Raw genomic sequence first — 14250 nt, forward strand, 5'->3', positions numbered from 1 at the left:
GGCATCATGGGACACAGGCTGGGCCGCTGGCATCTGCTGCTGATCGCGCTGGTGGCTGCCTTGCTAATCGGTGCGCTTGCGATGCTCGGGCTCGACCGGGCGATGCGGGTGAGCGCACTTGCAGAAACCCGCACCGCAGCAACCAGTCAGGCAGCCATCCTCGCGGCCGGGCTGGAGAGCGAGCTCAACAAGTTCAGCCTCGTGCCGCGGGTCTTGGCGGTCGACCCCGAGGTCGGCACATTGCTGGCTGGCGACCGCAGCGAGCGCAGTGTGCTCAATCGCCGCCTTGCCGCGCTGGCACGGCAAACCAATGCGGCAGCGATCTATCTGATGGATGCAGACGGGCTCACGCTGGCAGCCAGCAACTGGGACCGGCCAGACAGCTTCGTCGGATCGGAGTACGGCTTTCGCGACTATTTTGCCGGGGCGCTGCGCGATGGCACCCATACCGAATTCGCGCTCGGCACCGTCAGCCGACGCCCCGGCCTGTATCTTGCAGAACGGGTCGGCCCGGCCGACCGCCCGCTCGGGGTGGTGGCCGTAAAGGTCGAATTTGACAGCCTTGAACGCAAATGGCGCGATGCCGAAGACGGGGTGTTCGTGACCGACCTGGACGGAATCGTGCTGCTCGCCAGCAATCCCGACTGGCGGTTTCGGGCGGCAGAGGCGGAAACCGCCGCTGGCGCACGTCCGGCGCGCGATCCGGCCCGCGATGCAATGCGCTTCGGTATCGCGCAGATCGAGACGCTGGCGCTGCCATGGGCTGGCCCTGCCACTTCGCGGATCAGGATGATCGAGAAAATCCAGCCAATTGCGCCGGTCGGCTGGGAACTGCATCTGCTCGCCGACCCGGCCCCGCGCCTGTCGACAGCGATTGCCAATGGCAGGCTTGCCGGCGTGCTCGGCCTGGCGCTGCTGGGCCTTGCGGGCGCGGGGGGCTTTATCTGGCTGCGCCAGCGCAGCGAGCGGGCGACAGCGCAAGTCGCGGCGCAGACTGCCGCCTTGCGCGAGCAGTTGCAGCAGGCCAACCGGCTCGCCACGCTCGGCCAGATCACCGCGGGGCTGGGGCATGAAATCCGCCAGCCGCTCGCTGCAATGCGGGTCTATGCCGAAAGCGGCGGGCGCTTGCTGGCTGCCGACCGCAAGGACGAGGCGGCGGGCAATTTCGACAAGATCGCAGGGCTGGCGGACAAGATCGGCCGGATCACCGAAGAATCGCTCCAGTTCAGCCGCCGCACCCCAAGCGAGCCCAAGGACATCCCGCTCACCGAGGTGATCGAGGGATCGCTGCTGCTGCTGCGCGACCAGATCCGGCAAAGCGGCATCACGCTCGTACTGCCTGAACATGACGAAGCGGCGGTGATGGTGCGCGCCCAGCATGTGCAGCTCGAACAGGTGCTTGTGAACCTGCTTCAGAACGCGCTTCAGGCTTGCGGGACAGGCGGCCATATCACCATCGCGGTAGCGGCCGACCGGCAGCAGGTCCGTCTCAGCGTCAGCGACGACGGGCCGGGTGTTGCCACCGAACTGCGCGACACGCTGTTCCAGCCCTTCATCACCGGACGGCCCGAGGGGATCGGGCTGGGCCTTGCGATTGCGCGCGACATCATGGGCCGGATCGGCGGCGATCTGGTGCTGGAAGACAACGAAACAGGAGCATGTTTCACCATGATGATCCCCGCCGCATGACTTCGTCCGATGCCCCTCTGCATGTCGTGCTGGTCGAGGACGACACCGCCTTGCGCGATGCCACCACTCAGGCATTGATGCTCGAAGGCGCAGACGTGGTCGCCTTTCAAGACGCCCACAGCGCGCTCGCGGCACTGAGCGAGGAACATCCCGGCATCGTGGTAACCGACATCCGCATGCCGGGGATGGATGGTCTCGCGTTCTTTGCCCGCCTGCGCGACATTGATCCTGAACTTCCGGTGATCCTGACGACCGGGCATGGCGACATCGCCATGGCGGTCGAGGCGCTAAAGAACGGCGCAGCCGATTTCCTGACCAAGCCCTATTCCTCGGCCGATCTCATCCGCGCGGTGCGGGTCGCATCCGGACGGCGTGCGCTTGCGCTCGAAAACCGGCGCCTGCGCGAGGAACTGGGCCGCAGCGCCGGATCGGCGATCATCGGCACCTCATCAGCGGCGCAAAAGCTGCGCTCGGTGATCGAGGCTGTCGCCCGCTCGGAGATCGACATCGTGCTGACGGGCGAAGCGGGCACCGGAAAGAGCTTCGCCGCGCGGCTGATCCACGACCTTGGCCCGCGTCGCACCCGCCCCTTCGTCACCATTGATGCCGAGGTGCTCACCCACGAGGATGCCGAATTGCTGCTGTTCGGGCGCGATCCGGGTGCGGGCCTGTCACGCACGGGACTGGCAGAGCGCGCCAATGGCGGCACCCTTTTTCTCGACGGGATCGATGCCGTGACGGGGCAGCTCAGAACGCGGCTGATGGCCCTGCTGGAAAAGCGCAACGTCCTGCCGATAGGGGCGGATCGCGCGCGTCCGCTGAATTTGCGCATCATCATCGCCCGGCATCCGGGCGCTGACGAGAACGGCGCGGACCTCCATGCTGATACGCTCGAACACAAGCTTGGCGCCATCAGCATCGCGTTGCCGCCGCTGGCCGCCCGGCGCGAAGACATCCCCGAAATATTCCGCCATTTCGTGATCCAGCACGCGCGCGAACTCGGGCAAGAGACGCGCACCATCGGCGAGGCGCAATGGCGGCACGTCCAGACCCACGCGTGGCCAGGCAACCTGCACGAACTCAACGGCTATGCCCGCGCCTTCATGCTGGGTCTGACGGATCTTGATTCCGGCCCGGCGGCAGATGGGGGGCAACGCAGCCTGCAACAGATCCTTGCCGATTTCGAATGCACCGTTCTGGCCGACGCGCTGCGGCAATGCCGAGGCGATGTGACGCGGCTGCAGGACATGCTCCAGACCCCGCGCAAGACGATCTACGACAAGCTCGCGCGCCACAACCTCAGGCCCGGTGATTTCCGTCAGGGATGAAGCCGCGTTCTTCAGAACGTCATGAACAGGTTGACGTTGGCCGTATGATCCGTGCGGTCCGGCCCGGCGCGCACGACATGCTGGTTGAGATAGCCCGGCACCAGCTCCACGCGTCTGGCAAGCGGTATCGAGACCCCGACAAAGTTGCGCCATAATGACAGGCCACCGCGCTGCACCCCGGTTTGGTCGAGTTCGATGAAGGGTTCACTATAGGAGACCAGCTTGAGCGCCGCGCTGATCGGTGCACGCAGTTGCACGAACTGCCGCAACCGCCACGCAGTGCCACCGCGCTCCTCGAACATGCGCTGTTCGAGCCGGGTGCGCGAATCCAGCGTCACGCCGTCCTGTGTGCCGATCAGGCGGATATTGAGCTCCTGATAGAAGCGATGTTCGTTGAGTGCCCCCGGCCCGACCGGGTCGGTGAGGATGAAGGCATAGCCCGCCCCGATATTTGCATCCCTGTCGACCCGGTAAGCCACCAGCGAACGCAGCAGCAACTGGCCAAGCCGGCCAGCGTCGTTGGTGAAGCGTTCCTGCGCTTCGACCCGCACGAAGATGGCATCGCTGGCATTGATGGTGACGAACTGGCCAAGCCAGATGTTGAAATCATCCTCGGTTGCAGCTGCGAGTGTAGCAAGCAGGCTGGCCGCGATGGCGCACGGAAACAGACGCATCGGCAACTCCTTGTCATGCCAGCCGAACGGCGCGAGATGGGGAGTAACATGCCGCAGATTGGCATTGGTGATAAGCCCGCGCTTGGCCTTCCTGCCTGTCAACCGATGATGCTCGGCCTGCAAGATTGCTTGAATGTGTTTTCCGGCACGGGCATCAGCAATGTGGGACGAGGAGAGAAAACAATGAACAAATCGGGTTTGGGTGCGGCCGCCGGGCTGGCGATACTGGCGGCTACCGGTGTGAATGCACAACCTGCAAACACGGCATCGCCCGTGTCAGAGGCGACCATTGCCGCGCAGCAATCTGCCGCTGCCGCGCTTCCCGCTGACGGCACGCGCGATGCTGCATTCTCCACCCGCGGATTCATTGCCAGCCTGCCCGACCCGGTCATCCGCAATGCGGCAGGCGATCCGGTCTGGAACCTTGATGCCTACGGCTTTGTCGACGGCCCGGCCCCTGACAGCGTTCACCCCAGCCTGTGGCGGCACATGCGCCATCTCAAGCATCACGGGCTTTACCGCGTCACCGATAACCTGTGGCAGGTGCGCGGCTTCGACCTTGCCAACATGACCATTATCCGGGGCGAGACGGGATGGATCGTGATCGACCCGCTCACCAGCGTCGAGACGGCTAGGGCGGCGATGGGGCTCATCAACGCCACGCTGGGGACACGCCCCGTCAGCGCGGTGATCTATTCGCACAGCCATGCCGACCATTTCGGCGGCGTGCGCGGGGTGATCGACCCGGCGGATGCGGCGGAAGGCCGCGTGGCTGTGATCGCGCCTGAAAGTTTCATGGAAGAGGCGACGTCGGAAAACATCATGGCCGGCGGCGCAATGCTGCGGCGCGCAGCCTATCAGTTCGCCACCGGCATGGAGCCCGGGCCAAAGGGCCAGATGGGCAGCGGGATCGGCATGGCGGTTTCGGGCGGGACCCTGTCGCTGATCGCGCCGACCGCCACCATTGGCGCGACTGGCGAGACACGGGTGGTGGACGGGGTCGCGCTTGAATTCCAGATTGTCTCGGGTTCCGAGGCTCCGGCGGAGTTCAACGTCTTCATCGCGCCCGAAAAGACCTTTCTCGCCGCCGAGATCGCGACTTGCACGATGCACAACATCCTTACCCCGCGCGGGGCGAAGGTGCGCGATGCGCGGGCATGGGCGCATTATCTCGACGAGGCGGCGACACGCTATGCCCCGAAAAGCGACAACGTGATTTCGAGCCATTGCTGGCCCATCTTCGGGCGCGCGGAAGGCACGAAATGGCTCGAGGCGCAGCGCGACAATTACCGCTATCTCCACGATCAGACCGTGCGGCGGATGAACCGCGGCGAGACCATGGCCGAGATTGCCGAGGCGGTAACACTGCCCAGCGATCTCGGGCAGGAATGGTCGACCCACGGCTATTACGGCACCTACAGCCACAATGCCAAAGCGATCTACCAGTTCTATCTTGGCTGGTATGATGCCGTTCCTGCCAACCTCCACCCGCACCCTCCGACCGAGCGCGCCGCGAAGCTTGTCGATGCGCTGGGCGGCGGCGAGCGGGTGCTGGCGCTGGCCCGCACTGCCATGGCGGGCGGAGATTACCGCTGGTCATCCGATCTGCTCCAGAACCTCGTCTTTGCTGAGCCGGACAATACGGCAGCGCGCATGTTGCTGGCGGAAAGCTACGAACAGCAGGGCTACCAGTCCGAAAGTGCGATCTGGCGCAACCAGTTCCTTGCCGCAGCGCGGGATCTGCGCGGAGGCACCGTCCGGAGCGCAGCGACTCAGAGCACCGATCTGATCGCCGGGGTCGCCACGCAGGAACTGCTCGATTCCGCTGCCACCCGCTTTGCGCCTGAACGGTTTGGCATAGGCCGCCTGATGATCGGACTGGAGCTGACTGACCGCGCGGAACAGGCGATGCTGGAAACCAATGGCCGGGTGTTGATCGGGCGCGTCGGGATGCTGCCGGAAACGCCGCAGGTCACTGTGCGCGGCCCGCGCGCGCTGCTGCTGGCGCTGCTGTTCCTGAAACAGCCGGTTGCAGCGATGCAGGCCGCCGGGCTTGAGGTCGAAGGCGATGCGGCCGCACTGCAACGCCTGATCGACGCACTCGACCCGATGCCGCAGGGTTATACCATCGTCGAGCCGTGAAAACGGCGCGACGCGCGCCGCGAGCCGTGGCAAGACCGGCGAGATGCTGCAATTGCTGCGGGATCTGCGCGAGCAGATGCGGGAGATGGCCGACCCGGCGATGGCAGAGGCGGGACGCAGTACGAGGTCGGGCCACACGAATTCATGGCGATCCGCCCGCATGTGCTGGGCCGCTTTTCCGACATGCTCAAGCCGGCAGCATTGCACCCGGCGATGCTGCTCTATCTCGACCAGTTCCAGTCGACCGGGCCGTTATCGCCGTTCCAGCAGCGCCGCAGACGGCGTCCGGCACAGGCGGGCGGACGCGGCGGCCTGAACGAGAACCTCGCGCGCGAATTCCTCGAACTGCACACGCTCGGTGTGGGCGGCGGATACACGCAGGCTGACGTGACCGAACTTGCCCGCGCGCTGACGGGCTGGACAATACCGGGGATCGGGCGGATCGGGCGCTTTTCCGAAGACCAGACCAATGGCGCGGCCTTCGTTGCTTTGGCGCACGAGCCGGGCGCGCGCATGATCCTCCGACGGCGCTATGCTGCAGGCGGGCCGGAGCAGGCGCTGGTCGTCGGCGGAAACGTGCGCGGCGAACGCGTGGTGGCTGACTGGCCGTGGCTGACTCCCGGCCAGCTCCACCAAGGCCGCGACCTTGCACCGACCATTGCGCTCGAAAGCGTGCTGGCAGGCGCGGTGGCCGAACATCTGGGGCTTGACCCGGTGGTCGCCATGGCAAGGTTTTGTCCGGGACGGACAACCCGGCCACTGGCCGGGATCGTGCGGGCCTGACCCGCCTCTCCCGGCCAGCGCCACGCGCTCAGAAGCGCGCCGTCACCCGCACCCAGCCGCCGCGTCCCGCCCCCGGCAGGCGCTCGCCCACCGGAACGTCAGACGCGCCGACCCGGTTGCGACCCGCGAGGTGGGGTGCATAAGCCTCGTCCAGCAGGTTCTCGACCCCGGCTTCGAGTGCCAGCCCCTCTGCAAGGGCGTAGCGCGCGAAGAGGCCGAGCGTGGCGAAGGCGTCCGAGGCGTCTTCGCCATTGCTCGCCGCCACCCGTTCCTGCGCGTCGGCGGCGAACAGCTCGGCCCCCAGCGCCAACCGGTTGTTCGCCCACACGGCTGACAGCCGGAGGTTGGCAGGCGGCACGCGGTAGAGATCATCGTTCACATCGCGCCTTGTCCCGCGCACGAAGCTCGCCGTGCCGGACAACTCGATCTGCGCCAGCGGGCGGATGCTGAAATCGACATCGGCACCATAAAGCTCGGCGTCGGTATTGGCGAACCGCAGCGGGGTGGAATCGCCGTTCATATTGGCGACCATTTCCACCGTACTTTCGATCACCCCGATCGTGGCATCGACCGGCACACCCTGAATGAAATCATCCACCCGGCGATAGAACAATGTCGGACGGATGGTGAGCCAATCGCCATCATGATCGAACCCCGCTTCGGCGATCCACGCGGTTTCGGGCCGGAGCGCGCGATTTCCGACATAGATATTGCCGTCGGCCAACCCGAAACTCGCCTCGGTCGGCAGCCAGCCGAAACGTTCGAGCACACTCGGCACGCGGGTCTTGCGGGCAAGCGTGATGCGCGGGATGAAGGCCCCCAGCGGTGCCCAGCCGCGCAGTACCACATCCATCGTGGTATCGGACGCTTCGCGACCGGCAGCGATGAAAGCGGAGGCAAGATTGCGCGGCCCCATCGGCACCGCGTCCCCCAGCCGCGGCATGCCGACCGATTGCCGGGTTCGGTCAATCCGCGCCCCCGCCTCGAATTCCGCCGCGCCCAGCCCCCCGCGCCACTGGACAAAACCGCCGATGCGGTCGGACCGGGCATCGGGTTGGCTTTCGACGAAGAAGGCCGGGTTGAAGGGATTGGTGATGGTGACGAATTTCTCCGTCAGCTCCGCATCGCCGCCGATCTGGACATAGCTGCCCGGACCGCCGAACCGCAGCGATGCCTCCGCCGTCGTCGTGTCGGCATCGGCAAAGGTCGCGCGCGCACGCATTGGCGGCACGGCCGGCTGGCGGGCGGTCTGGTTGTCCATCAGGTGGCGCACCGCGACATGGCCGAGCCGCAGGTTGAGCGTCACATCATCGGCAATCTCCCCGCGAAAACCGCCCTGCACGAAATCGGTATCGAAAAAGACGACGTCGAGCGCGAAGGGCGGGTTGCCCGAAGGATCGGTTTCGCTGCGACGATATTCGATGAACAGCTCGCCCGACGCGGTGCGGAAACCCGCGTGGACGCCGTAGAGATTGCGTTCGAACGCCGTGCCGACGGCGCTCCCGCCGGGGAAATCATAGTCTTCCCCTTGCTCGCGCGCGGCGATGACGCCGAGCCGCCAGCTTTCATTGGCGAGCCCCGCTATGCCCCCCACGGCATAGCTGTCATCGACGCTGCGATATTGCGCGGCGGCGCGCAGTTGCGGCGTGAGACTGGAGCTGTCCGAAAATTGCGCCTGCACCAGCTCGGCATTGACCGCCCCTGCGAGGGCCGGGCCGATACTCACCGGCGCGACCCCGCGCGCGACCTCGATCCGATCGACGAGGATTGACGGCGCATAATGCAGTGGCGGGTCCATTGCATTGGGGCCGCCGGTGGCAAAACGCTGGCCGTTGACGCGGCCCAGCACCCGCTCTCCCGCAAGGCCGCGATAGGACAATTGCCCCGACAGCGCGCCATTGCCGAAGATGTCGCCACCCGGCACACGCGCGGCAATTGCCGCAGCATCGGCGGGCAGCGGGATCTGCTGCGGCGGGGCGATGCCATCAAGCGTGATCGCTTCGGCATTGCGGGCGGTAACGATGATGGTGTCGGTCAGCACCGCGTCAGGATCGGCGGACGGGGGATTATGTTCGGCAGCGGCTGGCGCTGCGGTGAACAACGCCGGAATGGCGAGCATGGAGGCGCCGCTCAGCAAGCGCGGCAGGTTACACAAATTCATGATGTTGCATCCACAATCTCCGCCCGGCGCAGTCCGTGCTTGCGGACAGCGCCGACGGCCCGGGAAAATCCCGGTCAAGGCATGACAGCACGCCGCGGCCCGATATTGGTCGGGGTCGCAGGCAGCGCGGCTGGAATCAGGCCGTGGCCAAGGGAGGACCGGTTGCAGGCGGCGGCGGCGCGGCAAGACCGCGGCCGGGCGCGGTGGCCAGAGGTGTCAGCGCCAGCCGGTCAGCAGCAACCGGAGCAGGAATTTCGGGAACGGGCGAGCCGGGCGGCAATATCGGAGCACCGAGCGCGGCGAAATCGCACAACGCGCTGGCAAAGCTTGCATCTTCGTCATGCCCTGAATGATCGGCGGCTGGCTCGGCCGCGGCGCTATACGCGAACGGGTGCGGCATGTGATGGGCATGATGCCCGTCATGCCCCATGCGATGTTCCGTCGCAGGCGAGGCAGGCGTGCGCTTAGCCAGTGCGGCCAGCGCTGGCGAGACGCCGGGACAGGGCACCAGCAGCGCTGCACCTTCGCGCCCATTCCCCACCATCCATCCATGCGGCACCGCCCATTGCAGCAGCGCTGCCAGCGCAGCGACCAGCAGGGCAAAACGGACAGACGGAGAGCGATTACGCGGCACGATGTCCGCGCGATTAGGCCAAGGCCGCCTTCATGAAAAGGGGCCGATTGTTCCCAGACCCGGCGTTTCGGTCAGAACGAGCACTCCGCCGCCTCGCTGCGTTCGTCACGGGAAATCTCGCTGATCTCGATGCCGAACCTTCCCTTTGAACTGAAAGTCAGGCGGTCGCCGACTTCGCCAAGACAGGTGCTGGTCAGCACCATCTCGCGCCAGCCCTTGCCCTCTGCGACGGAAAGCGCTTGCGTGATGTTGAAGGCCTTGCCGCCGGCGGTGACCGTCACCGGGGCCTTGGGGCGTTCGTTCACCTGATAGGCGATCCGCCAGCCCGCGGCGCTCTTCGGCCCGGACAATGTTATTTGCGCCCCCGGTGCAAAGGCGATGCGGCGCGCGTCCTCTTGCGCCTTGCGGTCGACCCCGGTGGCAGTGATGCCGTTGCCGGTGCCGCGCAGATCGGGAAGCACCGCATTGTCTGCCACCGCCTGCACCTGCGCGCCAAGCCGCCCGGCAGCAAACCACACCGCGCCGCTATCGGCGGTCAGCGCATCGCAGGTCTCGTCGAGCGGGGACAGCCGCACCTCATCACCAAGCCCAAGCCCGAAGCCGAGCGGAAACAGCGCGCCCTCTGCCCCGTTGAGCGGAGCCCCGTCGCAACCGGCAGGCCAACTGAACGACAGCCGCCCGGTGGCGGGCCGATGGCCAAACAGCACGTCGGCCACGCCTGCGCCCTCGCTGCCGGGCAGCCATGCCGCGACAAAGGCATCGGCGGCGTTGAGCTCGCGGTTGACCCAAAGCGGGCGGCCAGACAGGAACACCGCAACAGTCGGGATGCCGCGCGCGCGGTAAGCCTTGAGCAATGCCAGCCCTTCCTCGTCACGGAAGGCCAGATCCTTCCGGTCACCGACGAATTCGGCATAGGGTTCCTCGCCGAAGACGACGATGGCGACATCGGGCGCGGTGCCGGATGTGCCGTCCTGCGCCAGTAACGCCTCGCCGCCCGCATCGCGCGCGGCCCGGGCAATCCCGTCAAAGATCGAGGTCGCACCGGGGAAATCATCAGCGGTCAGTTCACCGCCGCCCTGCCACGTCACCGACCAGCCGCCGGCCTGCTGCGGGATATTGTCCGCCGCCATCCCGGCGACTTCGATGCGCGCGCCGGGCTTCAGTGGCAACAGGCCGTGGTTCTTGAGCAGCACCTGCGATTTCGCCACCGCCTCGCGCGCGATGGCGCGGTGTTCGCGCGACCCGAGCAATTCCCAGCGTCCGCCATTGGCCCGTTCCGAAGGCTTCACTTCGCCATCGAAAATGCCGAGCGCCTGCTTCAATCGCAGCACGCGCAGCACCGCCTCATCCAGCCGCGCCAGCGGGATCGTGCCGCTCTTCACCTGCTTGACAAGGCTGTCATGCAGCGCCTTCCAGTCCTCGGGCACCATGTAGACATCAAGCCCCGCCAGCAACGCCTGCGGGCAATTGGCATTGGTGCATCCGTCGACCTGCCCATGGCCGTTCCAGTCCCCGACCACCAATCCCCCAAAGCCGAGCTTGCCGCGCAGTTCGCCGGTCAGCAGCGGGGCATTGCCGTGCATCTTGGTGCCGTTGATCGAGTTGAAGCTGGCCATGACACTGGCGACGCCCGCCTCGATCGCGGCTGGATAAGGCGCGGCGTGGATCGCCATCAGCTCGGCCAGATCGCCGTTGACATCGCCCTGATCAACGCCCTGTTCGGTTCCGCCATCGCCGAAGAAATGCTTGGCCGTGGCCGCAACCTTGCCGACCCCGAGGAAACCCGGATCGCCCGCGCGGCCCTGCAGCCCTTCGACCATCGCCGCGCCGAGCCGGGCAACCAAAGCCGGGTCTTCGGAATAGCTTTCATAGGTGCGGCCCCAGCGATCGTCGCGCGCCACTGCAATCGTCGGGGCGAAGGTCCAGTCGATACCGGTCACTTCGATTTCGACCGCGGTGGCCGCGCCGATCCGGCGGATCAGATCGGTATCACCCGTCGCGCCAAGCGCGATATTGTGGGGGAACACCGTCGCCCCGATGATATTGGCATGGCCATGCACCGCATCGGTCGCCCACAGCGCCGGGATTGCCGGTTCGCCGCCACGCAGCGGCGCGTTCGAAGCGTCCCAGAAGGCATCGGCCAACGCCAGCCATTCCCGCGCGGGTGCCTTGTCATCACCGCCAGGGCCGGAATTGCCGCCGTTGAGGATCGTCCCAAAGCGATAACGCCGGACATCAGCAGGCGTGATCGAACCGATATCAGGCATGATGATCTGCGCGACCTTGCGCTTGAGGCTCATGCGCGCCAGCATGCGCTCCGGGGTGACAGGCCCGGCCTCTGACGAAGCGCCGACCATTGCACCGGTTGATTTCACCGACGGCGTGGCCGCACAGCCAGCCAGCAGCGCGGCAAGACCCGCGCTCGCCGCGAGCTGCCCGAAATTCTTTCGCATCACCAGACAAGTCCCTCCCAAGACCATTGCTTTGCTGGCCAGGTGTTCAGTTGAGAACGTTATCAATATACTACAAACCCCGCCCGGTTTTGCAAGCGCCAAGCGTTCAGGTTGCCGGACTTCCCACAGGGCGGGCAAAAGAGGCCAACAGCCCCGCGCTCGCCAGCGACAGCAGCGCGAACAGCACGAACAGCGCCGAATAGCCGAAACCGGGCACCAGCAGCACGGTCAGCCACGGCATCACCATCGCCGGCAATGTGTTGGTGAGGTTGAACAGGCCAAGATCGCGCCCGCGATGTTCGGGCGCAGGCAGGACACGCAGCGTCTGACTGGCATGGAGCGAAAGAAAAATCGCAGCGGCAATGGCAAAGATCACATAACCGGCAATCGCCATCGCCAGGGTGCCGGCCGTCGCCATCACCAGCATCCCTGTCGAACAAAGCAGCGCGCAGCCCGCCAGCGGCAGGATCGGGCGGGCATGGCGATCCGACCAGCGCCCCAGCAGCAGCGACAAGGGCACGGCGCAAACCAGCACGAGGCTGAAGATGTTGGCCGCGGTGTTTTCGGAAAAACCGGGCGCAAGCGAGCGCAGCCAGAACAGCAGAAAGGCGAACATACCGCCCTCGGCCACTTGCACCAGAAACCGCGCAAGCCACATCCGCCGCACGGCCTCATCCGACGGGATAAGGGCCCCGGGTCGAACGGACGGGCGCGGCCGCATCAGTTCCGGGCGCGTCCGTCCGCCACCGCAAATCACCGCAGGCAGCACCAACGCCGCCACCAGCATCGCAACCAGCCACAGCCGTGCTTCGAGCGCGACCAGCCCCCCATAGGTCACCAGCGACCCGGCCAGCGCGCCCAGCGCCGGAGACAGCGCCAGCGCCCCGCCCAGCATGCCTTTCTGACTATCGGGAAAGCAGTCCCCCGCCCATGCCATCAGCGGCGCGAGCATGAGATTGAGCCCGACCTGCCAAGCCATCACCAGCAGCACCAGCTCGCCCGCCGAACGCGCTTCGCCCGCGGCCAGCAACAGCACGCTGGACAGCGCCAGTCCTGCCAATATCCACCCCCGGCGCGTGCCGGTGCGATCGCTCACCATCCCGGCGGCGATATTGGCAAGGCTGGCCACCACCGCGCCGAAGAACGTCACCTGCGCCAGCACCGCAACATCCTCGCCGCCTTGCAGGTCGGCGATGCGCTGCGGCAAAAGCACGGTCAGCAGCGGGACAAAGGCGACAGCCCCGCCCGCCGCCGCGAGCGCGAACAGGGCCACGAACCAGGTTGGCTGGCGTTGCGGATCCGGCGGCAGCGGCGCGATCAAGCCGTGCCCGACGCGGGTGCAGGCGCAAGCGCGGTGGAAGACCGTTCGACCAGACCGGCGGTAACTTCGATCACCGCGTCATTTTCGCTGTGCTCCGCGCGCGCGATCAGTTGCTCGACCGCGCGCGACACCGTTTCGGCAATCGGCTGATCGATGGCGGTCAGCGGCGGCTGGGTAAAGCGCACGATCGGGGTATTGTCGAAGGACACCAGCGACAGGTCGCGCGGAACGTGCAGCCCGCGGTCGCGCGCCACTTCGAGCGCGGCAAGCGCCATCTGGTCGCTGCTGGCGATGATCGCGGTAAGATGGGGATTGCGATCGAGCAGCGCGCGCGCCGCGCGCGTGCCGGATTCGTAACCGAAATCGCCGCCTTCCAGCAGCCCGTCATGCGGCAGGCCATGCTCGGCCAGCGCCCGCTTCCAGCCTTCGATACGCCACCCGCTGAGGCTGTATTGCGAAGGGCCTGCGATCATCGCGATGCTGCGGTGGCCCAGTTCGACCAGGCGGCTGGTCGCAAGATGCGCCGCGCCTTCATCGCCCATCGTCATCGCAATGCCCGGCCCCGGCTGCTTGGAACCGATCCGCGCAAAGGGGATGCCGCGTTCCGCCAGCAGATCGGTGATCAACCGGTTTTCCGAGTGCGGCGGGGTCAACACCACCCCGTCAGGCTGGAGCGCCGAGATCGCCGCGCCCAGTTCGCGCTCGACATGGTCGGAATGGGTGTCGATCAACTCCACCATCATCCGGTAGCCATGCTTCGAACAGGTCAGGATGCCGCCCAGCAGCATCTGGTCAACCCAATCGGTGCCGCGCCGTTCGCGCCAGTCGGCCAGCGTGCGTTCGCGATCATTGATGGCCAGGATGATGTAGGAGCGCGAGCCGCTCATCCGCTGGGCAGCAAGCGACGGGACGTAGCCGAGCCGGTCGATCGAGGCGCGCACCTTGTCGCGCAGCTGCGGGCGCACGTTGGGCCCGCCGTTGACGACCCGGCTTACGGTCTGAAGCGAGACCCCAGCGTCATCGGCAACGTCTCTGATCGTGACTGTCTTGCGCCCGCGCGCCATT

General features: G+C 66.3%; 10 protein-coding genes. 4 read left to right on the forward strand and 6 right to left on the reverse strand.

The features are described from left to right. The first annotated feature begins 6 nt into the window (after window positions 1-6). A complete protein-coding gene (locus BUA05_RS03880) occupies window positions 7-1689 on the forward strand; it encodes a sensor histidine kinase (RefSeq protein ID WP_072673354.1) in 1683 nt (560 codons plus the stop codon). Next, on the forward strand, window positions 1659-3017 hold the full coding sequence (locus tag BUA05_RS03885; protein WP_245790076.1) for a sigma-54-dependent transcriptional regulator: 1359 nt from the start codon (window positions 1659-1661) through the stop codon (window positions 3015-3017). The genes BUA05_RS03880 and BUA05_RS03885 overlap by 31 nt, the downstream gene beginning before the upstream one ends. 11 nt (window positions 3018-3028) lie before the next feature. On the opposite strand, the gene BUA05_RS03890 is transcribed toward BUA05_RS03885, so the two are convergent. After that, complete coding sequence (locus BUA05_RS03890; protein WP_072673516.1) at window positions 3029-3691, reverse strand: DUF2490 domain-containing protein; 663 nt, start codon at window positions 3689-3691, stop codon at window positions 3029-3031. Between the two features lie 183 nt (window positions 3692-3874). Between BUA05_RS03890 and BUA05_RS03895 the strand changes: the two genes are divergently transcribed. Further along, complete coding sequence (locus BUA05_RS03895) at window positions 3875-5833, forward strand: alkyl/aryl-sulfatase (protein WP_158093681.1); 1959 nt, start codon at window positions 3875-3877, stop codon at window positions 5831-5833. A gap of 51 nt (window positions 5834-5884) precedes the next feature. Continuing rightward, window positions 5885-6616, forward strand: coding sequence for a DUF1800 family protein (locus BUA05_RS15005; protein WP_281247007.1), 732 nt, complete (start codon window positions 5885-5887; stop codon window positions 6614-6616). A gap of 28 nt (window positions 6617-6644) precedes the next feature. Here BUA05_RS15005 and BUA05_RS03905 read toward each other — a convergent pair whose 3' ends face one another. From BUA05_RS03905 to BUA05_RS03925, 5 genes are all read right to left on the reverse strand, one after another. Then, complete coding sequence (locus tag BUA05_RS03905; protein WP_072673357.1) at window positions 6645-8777, reverse strand: TonB-dependent receptor plug domain-containing protein; 2133 nt, start codon at window positions 8775-8777, stop codon at window positions 6645-6647. 136 nt (window positions 8778-8913) lie between these two features. After that, window positions 8914-9411: a hypothetical protein gene (locus BUA05_RS03910; protein WP_072673358.1), complete on the reverse strand. Its 498-nt coding sequence runs from the start codon at window positions 9409-9411 to the stop codon at window positions 8914-8916. A gap of 71 nt (window positions 9412-9482) precedes the next feature. Next, entirely contained in the window at window positions 9483-11768 is a 2286-nt protein-coding gene (locus BUA05_RS03915; RefSeq protein WP_425429513.1) for a glycoside hydrolase family 3 protein, read from the reverse strand. Between the two features lie 202 nt (window positions 11769-11970). After that, entirely contained in the window at window positions 11971-13185 is a 1215-nt protein-coding gene (locus BUA05_RS03920; RefSeq protein ID WP_245790077.1) for an MFS transporter, read from the reverse strand. Further along, window positions 13182-14249: a LacI family DNA-binding transcriptional regulator gene (locus BUA05_RS03925; protein WP_072673359.1), complete on the reverse strand. Its 1068-nt coding sequence runs from the start codon at window positions 14247-14249 to the stop codon at window positions 13182-13184. The genes BUA05_RS03920 and BUA05_RS03925 overlap by 4 nt, the downstream gene beginning before the upstream one ends. Window position 14250: the final 1 nt, after the last annotated feature.

This window comes from Erythrobacter sanguineus (assembly GCF_900143235.1).
Taxonomy (GTDB): domain Bacteria; phylum Pseudomonadota; class Alphaproteobacteria; order Sphingomonadales; family Sphingomonadaceae; genus Erythrobacter; species Erythrobacter sanguineus.